The organism is Oceanobacter sp. 4_MG-2023 (assembly GCF_030689165.1).
Taxonomy (GTDB): domain Bacteria; phylum Pseudomonadota; class Gammaproteobacteria; order Pseudomonadales; family Oceanobacteraceae; genus Oceanobacter.
The window spans coordinates 1-25,440 of the sequence record NZ_JAUYVV010000012.1 but is presented as its reverse complement, the minus strand read 5'-3'; the positions used below and the strand labels follow the sequence as shown (position 1 = coordinate 25,440).

The 25,440-nt window shown below is 50.6% G+C and carries 22 protein-coding genes, 1 tRNA gene and 1 pseudogene; 3 read left to right on the top strand and 21 right to left on the bottom strand.

Annotated elements, in window-relative coordinates; all coding sequences use genetic code 11:
* Window positions 1–91 precede the first annotated feature (91 nt).
* The 13 genes from pnp to rlmE all read right to left on the bottom strand — a co-directional run bounded on the left by pnp (window position 92) and on the right by rlmE (window position 14,855).
* The gene (gene pnp / locus Q8W24_RS10180; RefSeq protein ID WP_303431836.1) at window positions 92–2,200 is read right to left on the bottom strand and encodes a polyribonucleotide nucleotidyltransferase; all 2,109 of its coding nucleotides are present in this window, start codon (window positions 2,198–2,200) and stop codon (window positions 92–94) included.
* A 271-nt stretch (window positions 2,201–2,471) separates the two neighbouring features.
* A complete protein-coding gene (rpsO, locus tag Q8W24_RS10175) occupies window positions 2,472–2,741 on the bottom strand; it encodes a 30S ribosomal protein S15 (RefSeq protein ID WP_303431835.1) in 270 nt (89 codons plus the stop codon).
* Between the two features lie 265 nt (window positions 2,742–3,006).
* Window positions 3,007–3,411, bottom strand: a complete 405-nt coding sequence (gene rbfA, locus Q8W24_RS10170; protein ID WP_303431834.1) for a 30S ribosome-binding factor RbfA — start codon at window positions 3,409–3,411, stop codon at window positions 3,007–3,009.
* Window positions 3,412–3,520: 109 nt separating this feature from the next.
* The gene (gene infB / locus Q8W24_RS10165; RefSeq protein ID WP_305475220.1) at window positions 3,521–6,265 is read right to left on the bottom strand and encodes a translation initiation factor IF-2; all 2,745 of its coding nucleotides are present in this window, start codon (window positions 6,263–6,265) and stop codon (window positions 3,521–3,523) included.
* A gap of 27 nt (window positions 6,266–6,292) precedes the next feature.
* The gene (nusA, locus tag Q8W24_RS10160; RefSeq protein ID WP_303431832.1) at window positions 6,293–7,789 is read right to left on the bottom strand and encodes a transcription termination factor NusA; all 1,497 of its coding nucleotides are present in this window, start codon (window positions 7,787–7,789) and stop codon (window positions 6,293–6,295) included.
* A 25-nt stretch (window positions 7,790–7,814) separates the two neighbouring features.
* Complete coding sequence (gene rimP / locus Q8W24_RS10155; protein ID WP_303431909.1) at window positions 7,815–8,276, bottom strand: ribosome maturation factor RimP; 462 nt, start codon at window positions 8,274–8,276, stop codon at window positions 7,815–7,817.
* Between the two features lie 257 nt (window positions 8,277–8,533).
* A tRNA-Leu gene (locus tag Q8W24_RS10150) sits at window positions 8,534–8,619 on the bottom strand.
* A 33-nt stretch (window positions 8,620–8,652) separates the two neighbouring features.
* Window positions 8,653–9,030 (bottom strand): preprotein translocase subunit SecG, encoded by a 378-nt coding sequence (secG, locus tag Q8W24_RS10145; RefSeq protein WP_303431831.1) that lies wholly within the window; start codon window positions 9,028–9,030, stop codon window positions 8,653–8,655.
* Between the two features lie 6 nt (window positions 9,031–9,036).
* Window positions 9,037–9,777, bottom strand: a complete 741-nt coding sequence (gene tpiA / locus Q8W24_RS10140; protein WP_305475219.1) for a triose-phosphate isomerase — start codon at window positions 9,775–9,777, stop codon at window positions 9,037–9,039.
* Window positions 9,778–9,892: 115 nt separating this feature from the next.
* Window positions 9,893–11,230, bottom strand: a complete 1,338-nt coding sequence (gene glmM, locus Q8W24_RS10135; protein ID WP_305413968.1) for a phosphoglucosamine mutase — start codon at window positions 11,228–11,230, stop codon at window positions 9,893–9,895.
* On the bottom strand, window positions 11,223–12,062 hold the full coding sequence (gene folP / locus Q8W24_RS10130) for a dihydropteroate synthase (RefSeq protein WP_303431828.1): 840 nt from the start codon (window positions 12,060–12,062) through the stop codon (window positions 11,223–11,225). The genes glmM and folP overlap by 8 nt, the downstream gene beginning before the upstream one ends.
* Window positions 12,063–12,242: 180 nt before the next feature.
* Window positions 12,243–14,168: an ATP-dependent zinc metalloprotease FtsH gene (ftsH, locus tag Q8W24_RS10125; RefSeq protein ID WP_303431827.1), complete on the bottom strand. Its 1,926-nt coding sequence runs from the start codon at window positions 14,166–14,168 to the stop codon at window positions 12,243–12,245.
* Between the two features lie 66 nt (window positions 14,169–14,234).
* Complete coding sequence (rlmE, locus tag Q8W24_RS10120; RefSeq protein ID WP_303431826.1) at window positions 14,235–14,855, bottom strand: 23S rRNA (uridine(2552)-2'-O)-methyltransferase RlmE; 621 nt, start codon at window positions 14,853–14,855, stop codon at window positions 14,235–14,237.
* Window positions 14,856–14,965: 110 nt separating this feature from the next.
* Between rlmE and Q8W24_RS10115 the strand changes: the two genes are divergently transcribed.
* Complete coding sequence (locus Q8W24_RS10115) at window positions 14,966–15,283, top strand: YhbY family RNA-binding protein (protein WP_303431825.1); 318 nt, start codon at window positions 14,966–14,968, stop codon at window positions 15,281–15,283.
* A 40-nt stretch (window positions 15,284–15,323) separates the two neighbouring features.
* On the opposite strand, the gene Q8W24_RS10110 is transcribed toward Q8W24_RS10115, so the two are convergent.
* Window positions 15,324–15,665, bottom strand: coding sequence for a hypothetical protein (locus tag Q8W24_RS10110; protein ID WP_305475217.1), 342 nt, complete (start codon window positions 15,663–15,665; stop codon window positions 15,324–15,326).
* 164 nt (window positions 15,666–15,829) lie between these two features.
* Between Q8W24_RS10110 and Q8W24_RS10105 the strand changes: the two genes are divergently transcribed.
* Together Q8W24_RS10105 and fabA are read left to right on the top strand one after the other, a co-directional pair.
* Window positions 15,830–16,948, top strand: coding sequence for a beta-ketoacyl-ACP synthase III (locus tag Q8W24_RS10105; protein ID WP_305475215.1), 1,119 nt, complete (start codon window positions 15,830–15,832; stop codon window positions 16,946–16,948).
* 195 nt (window positions 16,949–17,143) lie between these two features.
* Window positions 17,144–17,659 carry a 3-hydroxyacyl-[acyl-carrier-protein] dehydratase FabA gene (gene fabA, locus Q8W24_RS10100; RefSeq protein ID WP_303431822.1) on the top strand — a complete coding sequence of 172 codons (516 nt, stop codon included), beginning with the start codon at window positions 17,144–17,146 and terminating at the stop codon, window positions 17,657–17,659.
* Between the two features lie 60 nt (window positions 17,660–17,719).
* Here the strand turns inward: fabA and Q8W24_RS10095 are convergent, their stop codons facing one another.
* The 7 genes and pseudogenes from Q8W24_RS10095 to Q8W24_RS16920 form a co-directional block, all read right to left on the bottom strand.
* On the bottom strand, window positions 17,720–18,409 hold the full coding sequence (locus Q8W24_RS10095) for a hypothetical protein (RefSeq protein ID WP_305451643.1): 690 nt from the start codon (window positions 18,407–18,409) through the stop codon (window positions 17,720–17,722).
* Entirely contained in the window at window positions 18,372–20,600 is a 2,229-nt protein-coding gene (locus Q8W24_RS10090; protein ID WP_305451642.1) for a polysaccharide biosynthesis tyrosine autokinase, read from the bottom strand. Before Q8W24_RS10090 ends, Q8W24_RS10095 begins: the two co-directional genes overlap by 38 nt.
* Window positions 20,601–20,607: 7 nt before the next feature.
* Entirely contained in the window at window positions 20,608–21,159 is a 552-nt protein-coding gene (locus tag Q8W24_RS10085) for a polysaccharide biosynthesis/export family protein (protein WP_305451641.1), read from the bottom strand.
* An 83-nt stretch (window positions 21,160–21,242) separates the two neighbouring features.
* Complete coding sequence (locus Q8W24_RS10080; RefSeq protein ID WP_305475213.1) at window positions 21,243–22,433, bottom strand: outer membrane beta-barrel protein; 1,191 nt, start codon at window positions 22,431–22,433, stop codon at window positions 21,243–21,245.
* Window positions 22,434–22,962: 529 nt separating this feature from the next.
* Window positions 22,963–24,366: an undecaprenyl-phosphate glucose phosphotransferase gene (locus tag Q8W24_RS10075; protein WP_305451639.1), complete on the bottom strand. Its 1,404-nt coding sequence runs from the start codon at window positions 24,364–24,366 to the stop codon at window positions 22,963–22,965.
* A 396-nt stretch (window positions 24,367–24,762) separates the two neighbouring features.
* Window positions 24,763–24,993 carry an MBL fold metallo-hydrolase RNA specificity domain-containing protein gene (locus Q8W24_RS16925; protein ID WP_370693322.1) on the bottom strand — a complete coding sequence of 77 codons (231 nt, stop codon included), beginning with the start codon at window positions 24,991–24,993 and terminating at the stop codon, window positions 24,763–24,765.
* 39 nt (window positions 24,994–25,032) lie between these two features.
* A pseudogene (locus Q8W24_RS16920) lies at window positions 25,033–25,305 on the bottom strand (MBL fold metallo-hydrolase); the annotation flags it as partial.
* Window positions 25,306–25,440 lie beyond the last annotated feature (135 nt).

Genomic DNA, 25,440 nt, shown 5'->3' with positions numbered 1-25,440 from the left:
CCATAAAAAAACCGCCCGAAGGCGGTTTCAGAAAGCAGTCAGTCCGTTTTCGTCAGCTAAAAATCAACGAAACCGGTGCACCGCTCAGATATCAAGCAGGTTGCTCGACACCCTTCATGGTCAGTTTGACACGACCTTTTGGATCAACATCCATTACGTGTACGTTAACCATTTGACCTTCTTTCAGGTAATCGGTCACGTTCTCAACACGCTCTTCGCTGATCTGAGAGATGTGCAACAGACCATCCTTGCCAGGCAGAACGGTGATGAAAGCACCAAAATCGACGATTTTGCTGACTTTACCTGTGTAGGTAGTTCCTACTTCGATATCCGCAGTGATTGCTTCAATCATGCTGCGCGCCAAATCAGAGGCTTCTTTACCAGCCGCAAAGATCTTGATTTCGCCATCATCATTGATGTCGATCGAAGCACCGGATTTTTCCGTAATATCACGAATGGTCGCGCCACCTTTACCAATCACTTCACGGATTTTATCGGAAGGAATCTTCATGGTGCTCATGGTCGGTGCGTTTTCAGCCAGTGTTGTACGTGGCTCAGCAATCACAGTGTTCATCTGACCCAGAATGTTCAGACGGGCTGCTTTGGCTTTTTCCAGAGCAATTTCCATGATTTGCTCGGTAATACCTTCGATCTTGATATCCATCTGCAAGGCAGTGATACCTTCATCAGTACCAGCCACTTTGAAGTCCATATCACCCAGGTGATCTTCGTCACCCAGAATGTCAGTCAGAACGGCAAACTGTTCGCCTTCCTTGATCAGTCCCATGGCGATACCAGCAACCGGGGCCTTGATCGGTACACCTGCGTCCATCAGTGCCAGGGAAGCACCACACACGGACGCCATGGAAGAAGAACCGTTGGATTCGGTGATTTCTGACACAATACGAATGGTATAAGGAAATTCGTCTGCTGTAGGCATCATTGCCTGGATACCACGACGGGCAAGGCGACCATGACCAATTTCACGACGGCCTGGCGTACCCAGACGGCCAGCTTCACCAACAGAATATGGAGGGAAGTTGTAGTGGAACAGGAACGGATCGTCCTTGGTGCCGTGCAGGAAGTCGATCATCTGTGCATCACGGGCAGAGCCCAGAGTGGTCACAACAATCGCCTGGGTTTCACCACGGGTGAACAGAGCTGAACCGTGCGTGGTGTTCAGTACACCGGTCTCGATGGTCAGAGGACGAACGGTATCGTTATCACGGCCGTCAATACGTGGCTCGCCATCGATAATGCGTTTGCGCACAACTTCGTATTTCAGCTCGCCCATCATGTCAGCGATATCGTCAGCGGAGAAACCTTCTTCGCCTTCTGCTGCAGCCAGTTTTGTAATCGCGTCAGCCTTGATCGCGTCCAGCTTGCCGTAACGCTCCATCTTGTCAGACGTGGTATAGGCTTCACCGATCGCAGCTGCAGTCTCTGCTTTTACTGCTTCGTACAGCTCAACGTTCTTGGCTTCAGCTGCCCAATCCCATTTGCTGACACCCAGTTCTTCAACCCACTCACTGATGGCCGTGATAGCAGGCTGGAAACCTTTGTGGGCAAACAGTACAGCACCCAGCATTTCGTCTTCAGTTAGTTCGTCGGCTTCGGATTCCACCATCAAGACGGCATCTTTGGTACCGGCAACGATCATATCCAGCAAGGAATCTTCCAGCTGAGTCTGAGTCGGGTTCAGGATGTAACCCTTGTCCTCAATAAAGGCAACCCGTGCACCACCGATTGGACCATTAAAAGGCACACCGGATACTGCCAAGGCAGCGGAGGTAGCAATCATGCCGCACATGTCTGGATCAACATCTTTTTCAGACGACATAACCGTGACGATGACCTGAACTTCGTTCATGAAGCCATCGGCAAACAAAGGACGGATCGGACGGTCAATCAGACGGGAAGTCAGTGTTTCTTTTTCTGAAGGGCGGCCTTCGCGCTTCAGGTAACCACCAGGAATACGGCCTGCAGCGTACATTTTTTCCTGATAATGAACCGACAGCGGGAAGAAATCCTGGCCGGGTTTGGTTTTCTTGGCAGCTACGACAGTAGCCAGCACCTGGGTTTTACCCATGGTAACCAGTACCGCACCATCGGCTTGACGGGCAATTCGGCCAGTTTCAAGCGTGATGGTGTCGTTACCGAGTTGGAACGTTTTGGTATTAGCGACAGGTTTGTTGCTCATGTATTCATTTTTCCTGTAAATCAAACGAAGCTGCATCACCGCCGGTGCTTCTAAGCATTGGCCGTTGCACGAGCCGGCTTCCCCCACGCTGACAGCAGAACGGGGATATCGGGTTCCCTGACGGGAACCAACGACAAATGGTTAGAAGCACCACCGCGTTCTTGCGGGGCTGGCACCACAGTGATAACAGAATTTAGAGGGAGTATAGACAGCCGCACAAGCGAGCTACAGAAACAACAAAAGCCCCGGAGGGCTTTTGCTGCAAGCGAGATTAGCGACGCAGACCCAAACGCTGGATCAGATCCAGGTAACGGTTAGCATCTTTACGCTTCAGATAGTCCAGCAGCTTACGACGCTGGTTAACCATGCGAATCAGACCGCGACGGGAGTGGTGATCTTTGCCATGCTCCTTGAAGTGACCTTGCAAACCCAGAATGTTATGGGTCAGCAGGGCAACCTGAACTTCCGGTGAACCGGTGTCGCCTTCGGCAGTTTGATACTCTGTAACGATCTCAGCTTTTTTCTCAGCAGATAATGCCATGTATAACTCCAACATAATGTGCATCAGGTAAACCTGACGTTAAAAAAGACATCGCTACCGTGCACATTAACAGTAGTATGCCGTTGCAGACCTGACCAACCACGAGAAGGTCAAATGCTGCAGATACTGGCCATAACCAAGGCTTGATCAGCCTTGTACCGGCGCTTGTAATTGTACTGAAGGTGCTGCATTGAGGCTAGTATTAAGTGCTTGCCGCAGCAGGTCTTTATACGGTAGTGCCTCAGCATCGCCACCCCAGCCGCCTTTATGCGTCGTCGTCTTCAGCAGAAGCCTGATTGGCCTTGTCCTGATCACGGGCCTGACGAATCAGGCCAGTCAGGTGGTGTCCCCGATCCATGCTTTCATCATAGTGGAAACGTAACATCGGCGTCACACGAGTCGTCAGAATACGGGCCAGTTCGGAGCGCAGATAACCGGCGGCGTCATTTAAAATGGCGACAGTCTGTGCCTGGATTTCCTGATCGGTTTCTCCCTTGGCACCCATCACGGTGAAATAGATATCGGCATAGCCGAGATCCTTAGCCACCCGCACGTCATTCAAAGTCACCATTCCCAGGCGCGGATCTTTCATTTCAAACTGGATTTTCAAGGCCAGTTCGCGCTGAATCTGTTCCGACAAACGGGAGGTTCGACTGTAATCTTTTGGCATGATATTTCTCTCTTGCTGCGGCTATGGGCGCAGGCTACAGACGCCAAAGCCCGGCAAGGCCGGGCTTTGTCAAAGGGTCAGACCCAAAGTACACAAGGTACTTGATGGATCACAGAGTACGAGCAACCTCACGGACGTCAAATACTTCAATCTGATCGCCAGGGCGAACATCCTGATAGTTTTTCACGCCAATACCACACTCCATACCCTGGCGAACATCAGCCACATCGTCTTTATAACGACGCAACGATTCCAGCTCACCTTCATAAATCACCACGTTTTCACGCAGCACACGGATTTTCTTGTTCCGATGCACTGTGCCTTCGGTCACCATACAACCAGCAATCTGGCCGAATTTTGGTGAGTTGAAGACATCGCGAACTTCGGCGATACCAACGATTTCTTCGCGCAGCTCCGGCGCCAACAAACCAGCCATCGCCTGTTTCACGTCATCCAGCAGATCGTAGATCACGCTGTAATAACGCATATCCAGGCCGCTGTTTTCCACGATACGACGGGCAGCATTGTCAGCCCGTACGTTAAAGCCGAAAACAACCGCACTGGAAGCAACCGCCAGAGTCACGTCGGTTTCCGTAATACCACCCACTCCGGACGATACCACGTTCACTTTCACTTCATCGGTAGCCAGCTTCTGCAAGGAAGACACAATGGCTTCCAACGAACCCCGAACGTCGGTTTTCAAGACGATATTCAGTACCGCTGGAGCACCTTCGCCCATACCACTGAACAAGGCGTCCAGTTTTGCGGCTTGCTGACGTTGTTGTACCTGCTCTTTGGCCTTGTTCTCACGATATTCCGCCACTTCGCGGGCTTTCTTCTCGTTTTCAACCACCATGAAGCTGTCACCAGCATCCGGAGTGCCATTCAGACCCAGGATCGCAACCGGAATAGACGGGCCGGCTTCATCAACCGGCTTGCCGTTTTCGTCCAGCAGCGCACGGGCGCGGCCATAACAGGTACCGGCAAGCACGATATCGCCTTTTTTCAGCGTACCGTTCTGCACCAGCATGGTTGCAACCGGACCACGTCCTTTATCAAGACGGGATTCCACAATAACACCACAGCCCGGGCCGTCGAAGTGTGCTTTCAGCTCCAGTACTTCGGCTTGCAGCAACACCGCTTCCAGCAGCTCGTCGATACCCAGACCGGTATGAGCAGAAACCGGGATAAAAGGTACATCGCCACCCCAGTCTTCTGGCAGTACGCCACGCGCGGACAATTCATTTTTGACACGGTCAACATCCGCGCCTTCCTTGTCCATTTTGTTGATCGCAACAACCAGAGGAACTCCGGCAGCATGGGCATGCTGTACGGCTTCTTCGGTTTGAGGCATCACGCCGTCATCGGCGGCAACCACCAGAATAACCACGTCGGTTGACTGGGCACCACGAGCACGCATGGCAGTAAACGCCGCGTGTCCCGGTGTATCCAGGAAGGACACCATGCCGTGATCTGTTTGCACATGGTAGGCACCAATATGCTGGGTAATACCACCGGCTTCTCCGGCCACCACTCGAGTACGACGAATGTGATCAAGCAACGACGTTTTACCATGGTCAACGTGACCCATAACCGTTACGACCGGCGCCCGGGTTTTTTCTTCACCCTCGTAAGATACGGAGTCTGTAACGTCTTCTTCCAGCTGATTGTCAGAAATCAGCTTCGCCACCTTGTGACCCATATCTTCAACCAGCAGAGTCGCGGTGTCCTGATCCAGCGTCTGGTTGATGGTCGCCATAACGCCCATACCCATCAGACTCTTGATCACTTCACCGGCTTTAACACTCATACGGGAAGCCAGTTCGCCGACTGTAATCGCTTCTGGCAATTCAACTTCACGAATAACCGGTGCTGTTGGACGGGTAAAAGCGTGTTCGTTGTTGTTTTGCTGCTGCTGACGGCTACGGCTGCCCTTGCCTTTAGCCTTGCTGCGACGACGACCGCTATTCTGGCCACCCTCGGAATCCATATAACGGCTGTTTTCGCGGGTATCGGAACGCTTCTTGTCGACCACCTTGCCTTTCTTGCGATGCTCTTCCTGACGTTGCTGAGCAGCTTCTGCCTCTGCACGTTTTTGCGCGGCATCTTCTTCAGCAGTCAGTGGCTTGGCCTTGACGCGAGCGGTAGCAACCGGCTTGCTGGGACGTGCGGAACGATCATCGCGGCGAGGCTGGGGTGCCGGCTCTGTTTTGGCTGCTGCAGGCTTGGCCTTGGCGGCAGCAGCGGCTTTGGCAGCCTTGGCAGCAGCCGCGGCTTTTTCGGCGGCAGCTTTTTCAGCAGCAGCCTTGGAAGCCAGCGCCGCCTTGGAGTCAGCACGCGGAGCAATACTGACCCGCGCGGTTTGTGTGATGGGCTTGCTAGCCGCCTCGGCCTGGGCACGAGATTCAGCTTCGGCTGCACTGCGCGCAGCACGTGCTGCCCGTTCTTCGGCAACACGACGTTCAGCAACACGAGCCGCTTCGTCAGCCGCCTTGGCTTCTGCAGCCAATCGTTCTGCTTCTGCCTGACGTGCTGTTTCAACGTCTTTATCCATTTCATCCCGTTTCACGTAAGTACGTTTTTTGCGTACTTCGATCGATACGGCTTTCTTGCCACCCTGACCGGTTTTCAACGTTGTGGTCACCTTGCGTTTCAGAGTGATTTTCTGGGGTGCCAGTTCATTGGCACCACCGTGGCTCTTTTTCAAAAAAGTCAACAGGCCGGCTTTTTCTTCATCCGACACTCTTTGTTCTGCTGCGGTCTGTGGCAGGCCCGCTTCTTTCATTTGGGACAACAAGCGATCTACGCTGGTCCCCACCACGTCGGCGAGTTCTTTAACTGTTACTTCTGCCATGCGTTTCTCCTATGCCGAGTGAGTGGATTAATCATTGCCCTCAAACCAGGGCTTGCGTGCGGTCATTATGAGGTCCGCCGCTTTCTCCTCGGTCATATCCTCAATGTCCATCAGGTCGTCAATGGATTGCTCGGCAAGATCTTCCATCGTACAAATACCTTTGCTGGCCAATACCAGCGCCAGATGTTTTTCCATGCCCTCCATTTCCAGCAGATCTTCTGCTGGCTGCGACTGTTCGAGCTTCTCTTCCGAGGCCAGAGCCCGGGTCAGTAGCACGTCTTTGGCGCGAGTACGGAGTTCATTAATCATGTCTTCATCCAGCTCTTCAATGTCCAGCATCTCGTCAATCGGGATGTAGGCAATTTCTTCCAGCGTGGTGAAGCCTTCTTCAACCAGCAACACCGCAAAATCTTCTTCGATGTCGAGAGTGTTAATAAAGTTATCAATATATGCCGACGCTTCCTGATCCTGCTTCGCAGCAGCATCTTCGATGGTCATGACATTGATTGTCCAGCCCGTCAGCTCGGATGCCAGGCGGACGTTTTGTCCACCACGCCCGATGGCCTGAGCCAGATTGTCGCTTTCTACCGCCACATCCATGGTGTTGGTTTCTTCATCCATGACAATGGATGCAACGTCTGCCGGAGCCATGGCATTGATAACCAGCTGTGCCGGGTTGTCATCCCAGAGCACGATATCAATCCGTTCGCTACCACCCAGTTCGTTGGTAACAGCCTGTACACGTGCTCCGCGCATACCAACACAGGCACCGACCGGATCTATACGCTTGTCATTGGTTTTGACAGCAATTTTGGCACGAGAACCGGGGTCACGCGAAGCCCCTTTGATTTCAATCACCTCTTCGGCGATTTCAGGTACTTCAATACGGAACAGCTCGATCAGCATCTCTGAAATGGTGCGACTCAACATCAATTGAGGGCCACGGTTTTCAGGGCGAACCGCATTCAGGATGGCGCGGACACGATCCCCCATGCGCATGATTTCCCGACCGATCAGCTGATCTTTGGGCAGCAAGCCTTCAGCGTTGTTGCCAAGATCAACGATAACATTGTCGCGAGTAACCTTTTTGACGGTACCGTTAACAATCTCGCCAACACGATCCTGATACTGCTCAACAATCTGGGCACGCTCAGCTTCACGTACTTTCTGAACAATAATTTGCTTGGCGGCCTGCGCAGCAATACGACCAAAATCCGGATTTTCAACCTTGACTTCGTAGGTGTCGCCGGGCTGGAGATTGGTGTCGATGTCATGCGCTTCCTGCAAGGTCAATTCATCTCCCAGACCCGGCACCACATCATTGCTAACAACCAGCCAGCTACGATAAGTATCGTAGTCACCGGTCTTGCGATCAATATCAACCCGAATGATCGCTTCTTCATCTTCGTAGCGTTTCTTCGCGGCGGCGGCCAGTGCCGATTCAATGGCCTCAAAAATAACGTCTCGCGATACGCCTTTTTCGTTGGAAACCGCTTCCGCGACCAGGAGAATTTCTTTACTCATCTTCCAGCCTCGCTGCTATGCAACCTTAGTTATCAAAATTGGGAACAATATGAGCCTTTTCTATCAGCTCGACAGGTAACAGGTATTCATGATTATCAACCAACAGCACAATATCCTGTTCCTCGATACCCTGAAGACGCCCCTTGAATTTGCGGCGTCCATCAAAGGGCATACGCAAACGCAGTTCGATTTCTTCACCGACTGATTGCACGTACTGATCCATGGTGAACAATGGACGATCCATACCAGGGGAAGAGACTTCCAGGGTGTAATCCTGAGAAATCGGATCTTCTACATCCAGTACGCTACCGATCTGACGGCTGACATCCGCACAATGGTCGACCGTAATGCCGTCTGCATGGTCAATGTACACCCGCAACAGCGTATGGCGCCCCTGAGCGACCAGCTCAAGACCCCAGAAGACAAACCCCATTGATTCAACAACAGGAGCCAACATTTCCAGCAAGCGGGCATCACGAGCCAATATTTTTTACCTCTCAGAAACAAAAACTGGGCACCTAGTGCCCAGCCCGATGTTGTTGCCTGATGACCAGACAACAGATCTGCCAAATCTTTACACCGGACGTTATCTATCATCCGGTATTCGTCACAAATCGGTGTTTGACTGTGACGACAGCTACTAAAAAGCCCCTGACATGAGGGGCTTTAGGGCAGCTTGAGTCGACGTATTATAGGGCGTTTCGACCGTAAAAGCGAACGACATCGCTTTTACTCAAGCTGGATTGGTGCGGATAGCGAGACTCGAACTCGCACGAGCATTGCTCACCACCCCCTCAAGATGGCGTGTCTACCAATTCCACCACATCCGCATCAAAGACTTGCCAGAGGATCAACCAGTCGTGTTATTCGACGCTTGGTTGATCACTCGCAGATGCATCCAATTCCGGTGCATCCACAGCAGGCGCGTATTCTTCCACAAGTGGGGTATCTTTCTCAAGCTTTTCAATCACTTCCTGGGCAGGAATACCTATATTCGATATTTTTTCGGCATTTTGCTTGGCATAAAGCCCCAATCCCAAGCTGGTAACAAAAAAAGCTGCCGCCAGATACGCCGTTGTATGGCTGAGGAAGTTACCGGAGCCGCCACTGCCAAAGACAGTTTGTGATGCACCAGCACCAAATGAAGCACCGGCGTCTGCACCCTTGCCTTGCTGTAACATCACAAAACCAACGATACCAAGAGCCAACAGGATGTGAACAATGAGAATGATAGATTCCATACTTTCCTAAGCCGTGCAAATTTTCAGAAATTGGTCAGCATCCAGTGAGGCACCGCCCACCAGACCACCATCGATATCAGGTTGAGAAAACAATTCTCCGGCGTTTTCTGCTTTTACGCTACCGCCATAGAGAATTTGAGTTGTGGCAGCCAGGCTGGCATCGCGCCCTGCCAACTGCTCACGTATAAACAAGTGTATTGCCTGGGCTTGTGCCGGAGTTGCCGTTTCACCGGTGCCTATCGCCCAAACCGGCTCATAGGCCACGATCACGGACTGCCATTCAGCATCACTCAAGGATGTCAGCAACAGTGACAGCTGTGTGCCAACCACCTGCTCGGCATTACCCGCCTGCCGTTCGGACAGTGTTTCGCCAACACAAACGATCGCTTTCATGCCGGCAGCCAGTACTCGACGGGTTTTCTCCAAGACCAGCGTATCAGTTTCGGCATACAGGGCACGACGCTCGGAATGACCGACAATAACGTAGCGGCAACCCATGTCTGCCAACATGCCGACCGACACTTCACCGGTGAAAGCACCTGCTTCTTCACTGGCACAATTTTGCGCGCCGACCTGAACCTGACTGTGTTCAAGTCCGGCGACCACCTGACCCAGATACGGAAACGGCGGACAAACCACCAGATCGCGCTCCGGTGCATTCACTGCGGCAACAGCATCAAGCCATGCAGCCGTTGTGTCGCTCGCAGCGTTCATTTTCCAGTTACCGGCAATCATCAAGCGACGCACAGGACACTCCCAAATTCAAAGAGCGCAGATACTATCCAAGAAGTGCCTGCGAAACAAGCCGAAGCGCATATTCACAAAGGATACACTCACTTCGACCACCTGTATTCCAACCATTTCAGATGTCCAGTTCTGCTTCGACGACATCTGCCAACTGTCTGGCCAGTGTTTGCGCCAATACTTCTGTCTCTGCTTCAATCATCACTCGCACCACGGGTTCTGTTCCGGAGGGGCGCAGCAACACCCGGCCTCGTCCTGCCAGAGTGGATTCGGCATCCATCACAGCATGACGGATAACATCCGATGTCTGAATATCTACCTCCCGGCGGCGGGGCACATTAATCATCACCTGAGGCATTTTAGCCATGCGCTTGTGCCAGTCATGCAACGAAGTGCCTGTTTCCATCAGCGCGGTCAATACCTGCAGGGCAGCAACAATACCGTCCCCAGTGGTCTGAACATCCAGCGCCAGCAAATGCCCGGAAGATTCCCCCCCAAGACGCCAGCCATGCTCATCCAGTTTCTGCATCACATAACGGTCACCGACTCTGGCTCGCACAAAAGGAATATCCAGCTCCTGCATCGCCAGCTCCAGCCCCATATTACTCATCAGGGTTCCGACCACCCCTCCCTGCAAACGACCGGATTGCTGTGCATAAGCCGCCATGATGTACAACAACTGGTCACCATCAACCAGTTCACCACGATGATCAACCATAACCACCCGGTCACCATCCCCATCAAACGCGATACCCAGATCAGCACTTTCTTCCAGCACCTTGCACTGCAATCGTTTCGGTTCAGTGGAGCCAGTTTCACGATTAATATTAAATCCGTCGGGCTGATTTCCCAACACCACAATATCAGCTCCCAGCTCGGAAAACACCGCAGGTGCGATCGCATAGGTAGCGCCATGTGCGCAATCCAGCACAATCTTCAAACCGCGCAAATTCAACGAACTGGCCGTTCCTTTACAGAATTCGGTATAGCGGCCAGCGGCATCGTTGATCCGGACAGCCTTACCTAGCTGCTGTGATTCCACACAGACCATGGGTTGCTGCAGATAATGCTCAATGGCACCTTCCGTCTCATCAGGCAGTTTTTGCCCAACGCCAGAGAAAAACTTGATGCCGTTATCGTAATAAGGGTTATGGGAAGCACTGATAACAATGCCAGCCTGGGCACGAAAAGTTCGGGTCAGATAGGCAATCCCCGGGGTTGGAATCGGCCCCAGCAAGGCAATATCCACCCCCGCCGCCGACAGCCCGGCTTCGAGCGCCGACTCAAACATATAGCCAGAAATACGGGTATCCTTGCCTATCAGGATTTTGCTTTTTCCTTGCCGAGAAAAGACCTTGCCAGCGGCCCAGCCGAGCCGCATGACAAAATCAGGAGTGATTGGTGACTCACCCACCCGGCCGCGGATACCATCGGTACCAAAATATTGTCTAGCCATGACGCACCCCCAGAGTTGCCGCTACTACCTGCATTGCCTCTACGGTCTCCCGTACATCGTGTACGCGTAAAATGCGCGCACCCTTCATGGCACAAATCACAGCTCCGGCAACACTGCCGATCATGCGCTGATCCGGCTCCGTCACACCGGTTACTTCTGCAATCATACGTTTCCGAGACAGGCCCGCTAACAATGGCAAGCCTAACCGGCTCAGTCGCTGCAGATGACACATCAACTCATAGTTATGGTCACAGGTTTTACCAAAACCAAAACCCGGATCAATCAGCAATTGGCTTTTATCTATTCCGGCTGCGACGCAAGCGGCAATGCGTTGTTCAAGAAAATGGCAGACTTCATCCACCACGGACTCATAGCGAGGGGCTTGCTGCATGGAATCGGGCTGCCCCTGCATATGCATCAGACACACAGGCAACCTGCTGGCTGCTGCCGCTTCGATAGCACCATGACGGCTCAGTGCCCGCACATCATTGATCATATGGGCACCCGCCGTGGCGGATTCAGTGATCACCGCTGCGGTGCTGGTATCAACCGAAATCACCACATCCAGCTCTCTGGCTATCGCCTCAACGACCGGCACGACACGATCCAGCTCTTCCGCCGTAGACACCGGATCAGCCCCTGGGCGGGTAGACTCACCGCCAACATCGATAATCCCGGCACCCTCAAGAACCAGTCGCTCGGCCTGACGCAAAGCGGCATCCAGGCTGTTATAACAGCCACCATCAGAAAATGAATCCGGTGTTGTATTCACAATCCCCATCACCACCGGGCGAACCAGAGACAGTTGGCGTTTACCACATTGAAGAATCACTGCATTTTTATCCGTTCAGATAGTGGAGAAACATCCTGTTTTCCACACACTTGTCACCGAACCGGCGTATCCACCCCGGCCATCGCATTATCAGGCTGAATAATCAGCAAACATTATTGGCAATACCCAGAAACGGAAAGAGCGGCCATTGCCGCTCCTTGCCAAGCCTCACAGAGACGGTCAGCGATCGCTGACTGACTCTCCTTCGGCATCATCCTTTGGATCCTTTGCCATATCGCGACTTTCTTCGCTGGCAGGTGCGGATGGACCCGATGAGTTACGATCATCCCAGGACTTCGGTGGGCTAGGCTTGTGCCCGGCCATGATTTCACTGATTTGATCAGCATCAATCGTCTCATATTCCATCAAGGCATCTTTCATCAATTCAAGCTTGTCCCGATGCTCTTCCAGGATAGCCGCCGAACGCTTGTAACATGTATCCAGCAAATCCTTGATTTCAGCATCGATGACCCGGGCCGTTTCATCAGACAAGTGCGACAACTGGCCACCACCACCTGAACCCAGATAACCTTGCTGTTCTTCTTCGGTATACAGCTGTGCGCCGAGTTTCTCGGACAGACCCCACTTGGTGACATAATTACGCGCATACTTGGTCGCGCGCTCAATATCATTGGAAGCGCCAGTCGTCACGCCATCCTTGCCCAGTGTCATCTCTTCAGCAATACGTCCGCCATAGAGCGAGCAGATATTACTTTCAATACCTCGCTTGCTGATCGAATGTCGATCTTCCTCTGGCAAGAACATGGTGACACCCAATGCTCGTCCACGAGGAATAATGGAAACCTTGTAAACCGGGTCATGCTCCGGCATCAGGCGTCCGACAATGGCATGACCAGCTTCATGATAGGCTGTATTGGTTTTTTCTTTCTCCGACATCACCATGGTCTTGCGTTCAGCACCCATAAGGATTTTGTCCTTGGCCTGCTCGAACTCTTCCATAGTGACGCGATTACTGTTGGCACGTGCAGCAAACAAGGCTGCCTCGTTTACCAGGTTGGCCAGATCCGCACCTGAAAATCCAGGTGTACCACGGGCAATCAAGGAAGCGTTGACGTTGTCAGCCACCGGCACCTTGCGCATGTGTACTTTGAGAATCTGCTCACGCCCCCGGATATCTGGCAAACCAACCACCACCTGGCGGTCAAAACGACCAGGACGCAGCAATGCAGGGTCCAGCACATCCGGACGGTTGGTTGCAGCAATAACGATAATACCGTCATTGACTTCAAAACCATCCATCTCAACCAGCAGCTGGTTCAGAGTCTGTTCACGCTCATCATTACCCCCACCAATGCCAACGCCACGGGAGCGACCAACGGCATCGATTTCGTCAATAAAGATAATACAAGGAGCCTGCTTCTTGGCCTGATCAAACATATCCCGTACACGGGATGCACCAACACCAACAAACATTTCGACAAAATCAGAACCGGAAATCGAAAAGAACGGCACCTTGGCTTCACCAGCAATGGCTTTCGCCAACAGGGTTTTACCTGTACCGGGTTGACCCACCATCAACACACCACGGGGAATCTTGCCTCCCAGCCGTTGGTATTTGCCTGGATCACGTAAAAACTCAACCAGTTCTTTGACGTCTTCCTTGGCTTCGTCACAACCGGCGACATCTTCAAAAGTCGTCTTGATCTGATCTTCGCTCAGCAATTTGGCTTTGCTTTTACCGAAGGCCATCGGGCCGCCCCGACCAGAACCTCCACCTTGCATCTGCCGCATAAAAAACATGAATACCGCCAGAATGATCAGGATTGGCAAGGATGCCAGCAGCAGCTGGGTAAAGAAGCCTTGTTTCTCTGGCTTCTCACCCACTACCTTCACTTGATTATTCAGCAGGGTATCCATCAGCTTATCGTCGTACGCTGGCAGCACGGTTTCAAACGATTCACCATTGCTGCTGATGCCAGTAATGTTCTGACCCGCGATGGTGACGCGTTCAACCTGGCCGCTTTCAACAGCAGTGATAAATTCTGAATACGACAGTTCGTTACCACGTCCGACGTTCTGGAAGTTGTTAAACACCATCATCAGGACCGCAGCAATCACTGCCCACAGTACGAAATTCTTTGCCATGGGTGGCACTACCTCTCTATTACAGGCTTATGACGCCTTGATTCTTCTTAGCTTAGCAAGCATCTACTAGCCACGGAAACCTTTCGCAACAATATAGACTTCCCGAGACCGTGGCCTGGATGCCTTGGGCTTGCGAATCAGCACTTTGTCAAAGGATGAACGAAGATCTTTGAGGTAATCATCATACCCTTCTCCCTGAAATACCTTGGCAACAAAATTGCCGCCACGGCTCAACACTTGCCGCGCCATATCCAGCGCCAGCTCAACCAGATACATCGCACCGGGCTGATCAATCGAACTTACCCCACTCATGTTGGGGGCCATATCTGAAATTACAAGGCTCACCGGGTTGGAGCCAATGCGTTCCATCAACACATTAAATACTGATTCTTCAGTAAAATCGCCCTGAATAAAGTCAACACCGGCTATCGCATCCATAGATAAAATATCAGAGGCAATCACCACACCCCGCTCTCCCACCCGCTGCACCACCACCTGTGACCAACCACCCGGAGCCGATCCCAGATCGATCACCGTCATGCCGGGGCGAATCAGCTGGTCTTTTTCATCCAGCTCTATCAGTTTATAGCTGGCACGGGTTCGATAACCATCCTGCTGTGCTTTCTGGACATAAAAATCATCCACATGTTCCTTTAACCAGCCTGCACTGGATTTCGATCGCGCCATAGGGGTTTGCCTTCCGGTCAGATATACTCTTGCATCATGCCCTGCTTGTCAGGGGCCCCGCTACCGGGGCAAACCATTTTAACACTCTCATCCGAGGGCCGGACAAACAAATGCCGCTCACCAACGAACAAAAAAAAGCGTATCGCGCTATTGGACACAACCTGAACCCGATTGTTACCGTCGCCAGCAATGGCCTGAGCGAGAACGTACTCGATGAACTCAATCGGGCACTGGACGACCATGAACTGATCAAAATCAAGATTTCGGTCGGTGACAGGGATCTGAAAAAAGAAGTAATCGCCGAGCTGTTAAAGCTTAGTAAAGCCATACTGGTACAGCAAATCGGCAATACCGCCTTGCTGTTACGCCGTAACCCACGCGCCAAAATCAATTTGTCCAACCTGCAGCGTGGCGACCACAAACTGTAAATATCAAGGCTCCACTTCACACCCCGACCGAGACAAATGCTCACAGCACCGATCGGGGTGCAATCATGACCCAGACACCCCCCAGCACACACAGGGCATGCATCAACATCATCTGCAGCTTCCACCAGGGCATCAGGCCAAAATACGCCAATGACAACAGCAGCATAGCCAGCAGTATCTGGGTCATCCTTGATTGGGGGTGTAAAACACCATCAAACACAGCCAGAGCAATCATCAATAGCGCCACAGCGATACCCACCAGTATCATGCCATGCATTACCACCAAGCCATGCTGTGGAAAATACCCTTGCTGTCCCAGCAGCGGCCGCACCAACCAGGTACAGATCCAGAGACCACCCAACCAGACTGTCCGCAGCAACATCAAATAATCCCGAACCACAAGAAGCCCCCATCAGACTGACTGGATTAATTCCCTTGTACTCACATGATCGATCACAGCAAAAAACGCCAGAGGAAAAACATTCGTGAAAATCTGGCATATAAATCCAATCTGTCGATAATAAGATAAAAACAAGGTAATCCTACATGACAGATATCCTGATCACAGGCACCGGCCTGTACACACCCAATGACAGCATCAGCAACGAGGAGTTGGTAAGTGCTTATAACACCTGGGCAGAGCAGCACAACCAACGTAATGCCGACGCCATTACCGCAGGCCAAGCCACCGAAGCTCCTCTCTCCAGTGCCGCCTTTATTGAAAAAGCCTCCGGCATCCAACATCGTTACACCATGCACAAACAAGGGATGCTGGACCCATCACGTATGCGGCCAACCTTTACAGCCACCCAGCCAGGAGAACCACCAGAGGCTGTTATTATGGGCATGGCAGCCGCTCGCGATGCCTTGGCTGCCGCCAAGCTGCAAGCCGCTGATATCGACCTGCTGATCGTCGCCTGCACAAACCACCAACGCGCTTACCCTTCCATCGCTGTAGAAATCCAGCACAGACTTGGCTGCTCAGGTTACGCCTACGACATGGGCATTGCCTGCTCATCGGCTACCTTTGGGCTGATTAGCGCTTACAACGCCCTCAAAGCAGGAACTGCCAAACGTGCATTATTGGTAAACCCGGAATTTGTAACACCTCAGGTCGATCTGACTTCACGTGACAGCCACTTTATTTTTGGTGATGTCGCCACCGCCGCCGTTCTCGAACCGGCTGATGCGGCCCACCCCAAATCCGGCTTCAAAATTCTCGACACCCAACAACTCACATCTTTTTCCGACAACATTCGCTGTGATGGCAACTACACCGACCACTGTCAGGATGCCCTGCCGGAGAGCCGACCCTACTTCAAACAGGAAGGTCGCAAGGTATTCAAGGAATTGCTGCCACTGGTAACCGACCTGATTGAAAACCAACTGACGCACAATCACCTGCAAGCCAGCGAACTGAAACGGATGTGGTTACACCAGGCCAATATCAATATGAACCTGTTTGCAGCCAAAAAGCTGCTTGGTCGACTCCCGGAACCACATGAAGCTCCAACTGTACTGGATGAGTTTGCCAATACCGCCTCTGCCGGTTCAGTTATTGCTTTTCACCGCCATCATGATGATTTTAACCCGGGCGACAAAGGGCTGATTTGCTCCTTCGGGGCAGGCTACTCCATTGGCAGCCTGTTGATTGAGAAATGCTGACACCACACCCCATACCCAAAACACGTCAGCGCAGATGTAAACACCAACTAACAGGAATTGACTCATGTCTTCACAAGAAGAAGTTGATTGTCATTATTTCCTTTATTTCAAGTAACCTTCATTAGCGTTAAACAAAACGCTGTGTCATCTTACCCGGCACTTTGAAGAACATGCCATAACAACGAGGAAGCGTGCATGACTCGCCAACATTCTTACGATCGCGAAGCCCTTTTAGCTTGCGGTCACGGTCAACTTTTTGGTGAAGGGAACGCCCGTTTGCCATTGCCTAACATGCTGATGATGGACCGCATAACCAACATCAGCAACGAAGGCGGACATTATGGCAAAGGTGAAATTGTTGCCGAATTGGATATTGACCCATCCCTGTGGTTTTTCGACTGTCATTTTGAAACAGACCCGGTTATGCCTGGCTGCCTTGGCCTGGACGCCATGTGGCAACTGGTTGGATTTTATCTGGGATGGCGTGGCAACCCGGGCCGGGGACGCGCACTGGGTAGCGGTGAGGTTAAATTTCGTGGCCAAGTACTGCCAACCGCCAAAAAAGTGACCTATCGCATCAGCATCAAACGTGTGATGGAACAAAAACTGGTCATGGGTATTGCGGATGCCAGCATGGAAGTAGATGGTCGCGAAATTTATACCGCCAAAGACCTGCGTGTTGGGCTGTTCACATCTACAGAGAATTTCTGAGGCTCGCCACAAGACTGATTCCACACCACGGTACGCCGTGGTGACAAACATACATCAGTACTAATAACAGATATCCTTAGCAACACTCCACGGCAAAGTCGCACACAGCAAGGGCATTCGATTAACACTCTTGGCTGCTTTAATTGCCCGATTAAACGTATCACCACCAGGTAATTGAACCTGACGTATAATCCAGCGTTGCTGATCAGCACGCAATTTCTCCCAGGCAATAAAAGCGTACCGGAACAGATTTCTGTATAAGCCGCGTTCATTTGGCGCTATGTGCATCAGCTGATCCAAGCGCATCTGAATGCGTTCTGCTGGAGCGTTATAGGCAATTTCTGCGGATAAAGCCGACAAGGGGTAATAAGGCCAATCCGGTCGGATTTCTGCGGCCCTACCCCAATAAGCCGCCGACTGCATCAACATCTCGCTACGTGCTTCATCACTCAGCAGCACTCCCTGTCGATGCAAAAAAGAACCTTTTGCTTCATAAATATCAGGAATACCCACGATATCCAGCTGCTCTGCAGTATCGAGCCAGCCATTACTTCCAGAGGCTGATACCTCCGCACGCTCCCCAATCAGTACAAGAGAATGTACAAACGATAAATAAATGCAGGCAACAACAACGGGAAGGGCTAAAAGCCAAAAGAAACGTCCGAACACACCCAGCCACGCGGGTGCGTTCGCAGTAGCAACCGCCCTGGAATCAGGACGGTTTATCATCAGCGGTGTAACCATAGGCATCGTAATAACCAGCGTAGTAGCCATAGCCACTGTAACGAGCTTCCTTGTTTACATCCAACTGATTCAGCAACACACCAAAGATACGAGCGTTTGAATCGTCCAGCTTGCTCAGACTTCCTTTCACCCATTTATCCTTGGTCGCATCCGCTTTCACAACGTACACCACACCATCAACCAGCGTTGAAAGATACAATGCATCGCTGACCAGGCGCATAGGCGCCGTATCGATAATGATACGATCATAACGGCCACGCAAGGTGTTCAGTAATTGCTCAAAATTACGAGAGCTTAGCAGTTCCAGCGGGTTTGGAGGAATCGGTCCTGACGGAATAACATCAATACTCAAATCTTCCAAGTGATGAATACATTCATCCAGTGCATCCGGATACGCCACCGCATTCGACAGACCTTTACTGTTATGAGGCAAGCCCAATTTCTTCGCCAGAGTGGGGCGGCGCATGTCAGCATCGATCAGCAAGGTTTTTTCCATCTGACCATAAGCTTCAGCCAAGTTGGCAGAAGTGGTCGTTTTCCCTTCACCAGGCACCGACGATGTTAACAGCACCACCTTGGCTGAATGCTCCAGACCAGCCAGCGTCAAACTGGTACGCAACGTCCGTACCGACTCCGAAAAACCATGCAAGGCATCATCAGAGAACGCCCGCACCAAGCGTCCATCTTCAAACCCCAGTTTCTTCAGTACAGAGTCTTCAATCATAGGTAGCATACCCAATAACGGCATACCCAATTTACGCTCCACGTCTTCAGCATTTTTGAGAGTGGCATCCAATGCGTCCAACAACAATGCCAGCCCAACTCCGAACATCAAACTGACAACGAATGTCAAAATGACCATTAGTTTCTTGTTTGGTTTAATTGGTACTTCTGGCACAACTGCCGGATCTGAAATACGGGCGTTGGCGGTTTGCAAATCACCGGTTTCCGTGGTCTCACGTATACGATTAAAAAATGTTTCGTACATGGTCCGGTTGGCAGTCACTTCACGAGTATATTCATTCAAGGTGAATTCTGTACGATTCAAATTACGCACCTCCTTGATTTTATCTGCCAATGCGCGTTCCAAAGCCGCTTCCTTGACTTTGGCCGACATATACTCCTTTTCAATACCTGTGGCAATTCGCTTCATTTGTGTTGCCATCGAATCACGCACGGCATCCAGGTCAGACTGCGCGGCAATCATTTTGGGGTGTTTGGTACCATAACGCTTGGAAAGCTCAGATACTTTTAATTCCGCCTGGGTTTCATTTGCCCGCAACGTAACCACCAAGGGGTTACTCAGAATCACTGGCAAGCTACTCAAACTGTCGTAACTGCGATCGGTCAGGGAATTCACCTGCTGATAAATAGTTTCAGCCTCCAATCGCTTGGAACTGGCATCTACCAACCGCTTTGTGATTTCATCCAACTGCTTGGACACCAAGGTATCCACGCCAGCTACATCAATCAGACCATTGGCTTCACGATACTCTTGCAACTTGTGTTCAGAGCCTTCCAAGCGTTCTTTTAACCCGCCCAAACGCTCCGATAACCAAACCGCCGCCTGCTGAGTCATACCCACACGGGCTTCCATTTGCGACTGGATATAGGCATTCGCCATTGCATCCGCCGCTACTTGTGCCAGCTTGGGATTACGATTTTGAACCGATATTTTTACCAGTTGGGTTTTACCCAATGGAATAACGGAAACTGCATGCCAAAAATTATTAACAGTAGCGGTAAGAACCTTGGCTTCAGTAGGAGGCTCACGTTCTTCCTCTCCAAAGAGATAATCCTTGATTGAGAAAGATTTTTTATTCGCAGGGTGAAAAGGATTAAATTCCGGTGTTTCTACAAGGTTTAATTCAAGCACCACTCGTTTGGCCAGTTCCCGAGACTTCAGAATCTCAAACTGAGTCTGATAATATTCAGATGACTGACCATTCAGGCCATACACCTCTTCAATCGATAGAATCTTGGCTTCTTCTGCCTCAATCAATAATGTGGTAGTGGCTTTATATATCGGTGTTATCGACATCACCACCAAAGCGGCAATAACAGTCGCCACAGCACTGAGAGCAATAATTTTGGTTAAATGGCGACGTAATACATGCCAATAATACATCAGATCAATAACTTCGACTGACTGGGAAGCTGAAGCGCCAAATCCCTGTGTCCTTTCATTCATATTCATAAGTCAATCAGAAGAAACTCTGCTCCACAGTAATCACATCACCAGGTTGAACAACATCGTAAAGTTTGACCGACTTCCTCGCGGCACTACGTTTACTATCTTCAGCAATAGACTCGTAAGGGCTTTGGTCATGCATCACAAAAATCTTGCCCTTGGAAGCACGCTCAGTGAACCCTCCCGCAATAGTAATGGCTTTATCAACCGTCAAACCAGGATGAAAAGCATAGTTACCTGGCCTTGCTACCTCGCCAGTGACATAAAACGGCCGATACTCCACGATAGACACCGTTACACTGGGATTCAGCAAATACGGACCTTTCAAGCGTTCGACCAGATTCAACTCAAGTTCTTTAGGGCTGAGTCCAGCAACGGTTACATCACCCAACAATGGAAAAGAAATTTCACCAGACAAGCCAATACGTACATCCAGACTCAAATCCGGTTCATCATACACACTGATTTTAATAACATCACCAGCACCTAAACGATACTGACTAGAATCCGCCAATGTGACGAAGGAGAAAAAAACAAGAACAATCAGGCTGGGCAACCGCAGCATTAGGACATCCTGTAAACAACTAACTAAAAAAATCATCGGTCATAAAACTGACCGATGATTTACAAGCTTTAAAAGGTGTTAACTCAGAAGGCCAAGTTAAGACCCACGGACAAGACTTGCAATTCATAGTCAAGACCAGAAGCATCAGAACTTCGGGAAGATTTTTCCAAGCCAGCGGTTACATCCAACATTTTATTGGGTGAGAAAATTCCTTCTACACCCATAGCCGTCGTCGTATCTTGACGATCATCACCATCACCATCGGCCACTACAAAGTTATCCTTATTCAAGGATAACTTGGCATTCAAAGCCCACCTTGGAGAAAAGGTATGATCCCAGCTCAACTTGGTAAATTGATTGGCATTGTAGTTACCTGGGCCCGTAGTCTCTTTCGCTGACTCACTGGTAGTGAGGTTCAGCACAGAATATGTTTTAGGAGACCAGGTAATACCTGCTTCCCAAGCAAAGCGGCTATCACTATCTACATCTGCACCATCAAAGTCGCGAGTTGTGGTACCAACTTTTACATTACCAGTAGTTTTACCAGCAATATCCCAACTGGCACCTGCCAGCAACGTCATGATGCTACCATCTTTTGCTTCAATAGCCGTATCGGTATCGTAGGCCAGAGTCGCATTACGTAACTCAAATAAAACCCGAGTTGCAGAGCTGACTTTTAATCCCAACTCAGCGCCAATCGTGGTTTTGTCATAGTTCAAATCGTCGGTGGCTGATTCGTTATTGGAATACTCTTTATTATAAAGCGAACTATAAACAGTGACATTGGCGAATGCACTATCTGCACCGTAAGTGTAGTCACCGCCAAAGCTGGTATCTGTATATTCACTGGGATCAACAACTGTTTCACCCTCCAGAGAACCAGAACCACGAGGGTCATGCCCTTTCTTCAGGGAAAAATCCAGGCTAATCGCCTGACGAGAAGTCATTTCTATCTCAGAGCCCAAAATCAGATTTTGATCAAGGTAATTATCATCAGAGTCGGCATCGTAGGAAGCACTTTCCACTTCATAATAAGCCGCCAGCTGAATAGCGCCCAAGTCCGCCGCCAAGCCAACATTAGGTCGAATCGTGGTAATTGTTGAGCCTGTTTCATCATTTTCTTGCAAGTAGATGTTGCTATCATCACTGATGGATACTTCCACACCAGGCAGCAAAGTCACCCCACTTCCAAGCAAAATTCCATCTGGTTGAACTGCATATGCCGTCGTACTCACGGACGCCACTGCAAACAAAGGTAGCTGCCAAGCTTTCATATCAATCCTCTCATAACTGGCTTGTATAAGTTTTACGTCTGCCAGAGTCTCTGGCGTCCAAAATTCGGGCAATTATGACCGTTACTTACAGAAATTAACAGTGAGCAAATTCCCATTCACACTAAAACACGACTCTTCGACAATATAGTTTTCAGTGTCGCCACAAGAACAGGTCATTCTCTGGTATCGCGCAATAAAACAACCCAGTCGTACATAAAATTCCAACAGCATCGTCACCAAAACCAAACTACCATACCTTGCCTTCAGAGGCTGGGTACAATGATTAATTATCGAAAAAACCAACCCAATCCCGACAAAACTTCACTCACTATCCATTGCTTTTACAAAACAAACACTGACCGTTAGGCTACGCTCGGGATGTGAACAATATATGAAAGAGAGTGACTCCAGTCAAAAACACGTCACACTTAAAAGCAGCAATGCTAGCAAATATCATTGACACCCAATCACTCCTGTACTTCGATCGCACAATAATCCGCATAGAATCAGGACACCCCCAAGGGTCGAATCAGTGAACATGACTACCGGTAAAACCTTTGAAAAAGGTCAAAAACACAATTTTGACATCCATCCACAATGACCAGTTTCGAATATACTCAAGGTCATAATCCACGCGACCAGACATTTTATCCAGCGTGTCTGTTTCACCCCGGTAGCCGTTAATCTGTGCCCACCCTGTGATCCCCGGTTTCACCTTGTGACGCAGCATGTAATAGGGAATCAGCTTGCGATACTCTTCATTATGAGCCACCGCATGGGGGCGAGGCCCAACCACAGACATACGCCCCTGCAACACATTAATAAACTGCGGCAGTTCATCCAAGGATGTCTTGCGTATCAATGCCCCAACACGGGTAATCCGTGCATCCCCTTTGCGAGCCTGAACAACGGTATCGGAATTTTCCATCACACTCATGCTTCTGAATTTCCACACCTGAATCTTGCGGCCATCCAACCCGTATCGATACTGCTTGAAGAGCACTGGGCCGGGCGAGGTGTACTTTACCGCAGCAGCAATAATCAGCATAGGCAGAGCAATCACACTCAACACACAAAGAGAAAACGTCACGTCAAACAGGCGCTTCAGGACGTCGTTAAAACCAAAGATAGGGGTATCGTAAACACTGATGGTTTGCATATTGCCCACTTCACTCAAGCGAGCATGAATCAGGTTGTAGGTAAAAAAGTCCGGTATCAGATGAACAGATGCGGTGGTATCCCCACAATGCTGCAAAATTTCATCTATGCGGCCTTGGGCCTTGAGCGGCAGCGCCAGAAAAATCACCTCGAACTCGCCGTTACGCGTGCGGGTGATCAGTTCATTAATGCGGCCTTCCAAGTGAATGTCCGGATACTCTTCCAGTACCCGATTACTGCTTCGATCATCAAAGAAACCACCAAATTCATAACCCAGCTCAGGGATAGATTCCAATTGCTCGCGCATGGCCAGGGCACATTCATTAACACCAACGATGGCTGCTCGGCGGGTGTTAACCCCCTTGGCTCGCAAATACCCCAGAAAACGACCAAACCCCAAGCGCCACAGCATCAACAACAGCAGGCTGGACAACATCCAACCCCCCATCACCACTCGGGAATAATCAGCCGTTACCTTGGCAAAAAAGGCAAGTGCCATCAAACCGACACAAACCAGCACCCACACCGTCCCTGCAACAGAAAGAATACGCAGAGCCGAAGTGCCACGCCAGGACCGATACACCCCAAAGGATTCAGCCATCAACAAGTAAGCCACGGCTGCCAGCAGACCAGTCGACACATACACGGAGGTCATGGGCTGGCTATAAGCCCACAAACACAGTGCTAACAGCCCCAGGATCAGCACAACATCCAATAAACGAAACAGAGCGCTATAAGTATTTTGATACGATCGAATCATTCCCTGAGCTGTCATCACACGTCTCTCATTAACATTGTTTGACCCAACCTGAACACATCCATAACCATGCCTATCCATCTACTTCTGATTTACTGTTTACCTACTTCTCCGTACCCAGGCTTTTACTTGCACCCAGGCTGGTATCTTTGGCGGCCCGTCCAATCCAGCCATCACATGGAAAACAACATCAATCTTACAGTCGTTACCCACTGCAGCTAGCAAAATTAGCTCGACTACACCGTGAAGTGTCTATCACTTTAAAACAGCAACAACATCAATTCCTCCTCAGACAGCCCAGTAGCAGCAACCAAAAACACTGACGGAAACTATTTTCTGATACACACATCGTGCGCCGGACCACAGCCCAGGAAATTATCCTCCAGAAAAACCCTCACTCTCCCGAAAAACGAGTTACTCCGCAACTGCCACTATAACCACTCTAGCATCAGGCAACACCGTCTGTAACCGGCTTTTCAGTGCCTGCTTGGCAACGGAGTCGCCATGCACAATCCGGATATCCAGCGGCGGATATCGCATCCGCCTGACAAAGTTGATCAAGTCTTGCTGATCCGCGTGGGCACTGTACCCTGACAAGGTCTGAATATTGGCTCGAATGGTTACACGCTCTCCATCCAAAACCACGTACCCTCCCTTCGGCCCCCAGTACTGGATATCCCGCCCAGGTGTCCCTTTGGCCTGATAGCCTACAAACAGTACATCTGTGCGTTTATCGGGCAGCAGTGCTTTCAAGTAATTCACAATACGCCCGCCAGCACACATGCCACTGGCAGCAATGACAATCGCTGGCCTGCCAGTACGTCGCAAGTAGTCTACCGTTTGTAGATGTTCTTCATGGAAATTGATCGTTAATAATTGCTCAAATGACAATGGATGACGACCTCGCGCCAAACGCCCTCGCGCCTCCGCATCCCACAGGCGACTCAAACGGCGATACTGACGTGTAAACTGTAGTGGTCAACTAATCCCGGACAGTATTTTAAAGTTTTCCTCAGCTGCAACGGGCGAAATGCCGTCGTTGAATGTATGAGGTCGCTGCCGGTTGTAGTAGTCCATCAGATAACCACCAAC

What these genes read in the sequence shown, in the direction of transcription:
- pnp (WP_303431836.1), bottom strand. Translation starts at nt 2,200, where the DNA reads ATGAGCAACAAACCTGTCGCTAATACCAAAACGTTCCAACTCGGTAAC.
- glmM (WP_305413968.1), bottom strand. Translation starts at nt 11,230, where the DNA reads ATGGCTAGACAATATTTTGGTACCGATGGTATCCGCGGCCGGGTGGGT.
- infB (WP_305475220.1), bottom strand. Translation starts at nt 6,265, where the DNA reads ATGGCAGAAGTAACAGTTAAAGAACTCGCCGACGTGGTGGGGACCAGC.
- rlmE (WP_303431826.1), bottom strand. Translation starts at nt 14,855, where the DNA reads ATGGCGCGATCGAAATCCAGTGCAGGCTGGTTAAAGGAACATGTGGAT.
- Q8W24_RS10075 (WP_305451639.1), bottom strand. Translation starts at nt 24,366, where the DNA reads ATGACAGCTCAGGGAATGATTCGATCGTATCAAAATACTTATAGCGCT.
- Q8W24_RS10110 (WP_305475217.1), bottom strand. Translation starts at nt 15,665, where the DNA reads ATGTTGCTGCGGACAGTCTGGTTGGGTGGTCTCTGGATCTGTACCTGG.
- secG (WP_303431831.1), bottom strand. Translation starts at nt 9,030, where the DNA reads ATGGAATCTATCATTCTCATTGTTCACATCCTGTTGGCTCTTGGTATC.
- Q8W24_RS10085 (WP_305451641.1), bottom strand. Translation starts at nt 21,159, where the DNA reads ATGCTGCGGTTGCCCAGCCTGATTGTTCTTGTTTTTTTCTCCTTCGTC.
- ftsH (WP_303431827.1), bottom strand. Translation starts at nt 14,168, where the DNA reads ATGGCAAAGAATTTCGTACTGTGGGCAGTGATTGCTGCGGTCCTGATG.
- Q8W24_RS10080 (WP_305475213.1), bottom strand. Translation starts at nt 22,433, where the DNA reads ATGAAAGCTTGGCAGCTACCTTTGTTTGCAGTGGCGTCCGTGAGTACG.
- Q8W24_RS10105 (WP_305475215.1), top strand. Translation starts at nt 15,830, where the DNA reads ATGACAGATATCCTGATCACAGGCACCGGCCTGTACACACCCAATGAC.
- Q8W24_RS10090 (WP_305451642.1), bottom strand. Translation starts at nt 20,600, where the DNA reads ATGAATATGAATGAAAGGACACAGGGATTTGGCGCTTCAGCTTCCCAG.
- Q8W24_RS10115 (WP_303431825.1), top strand. Translation starts at nt 14,966, where the DNA reads ATGCCGCTCACCAACGAACAAAAAAAAGCGTATCGCGCTATTGGACAC.
- rbfA (WP_303431834.1), bottom strand. Translation starts at nt 3,411, where the DNA reads ATGCCAAAAGATTACAGTCGAACCTCCCGTTTGTCGGAACAGATTCAG.
- fabA (WP_303431822.1), top strand. Translation starts at nt 17,144, where the DNA reads ATGACTCGCCAACATTCTTACGATCGCGAAGCCCTTTTAGCTTGCGGT.
- rpsO (WP_303431835.1), bottom strand. Translation starts at nt 2,741, where the DNA reads ATGGCATTATCTGCTGAGAAAAAAGCTGAGATCGTTACAGAGTATCAA.
- Q8W24_RS10095 (WP_305451643.1), bottom strand. Translation starts at nt 18,409, where the DNA reads ATGCCTATGGTTACACCGCTGATGATAAACCGTCCTGATTCCAGGGCG.
- nusA (WP_303431832.1), bottom strand. Translation starts at nt 7,789, where the DNA reads ATGAGTAAAGAAATTCTCCTGGTCGCGGAAGCGGTTTCCAACGAAAAA.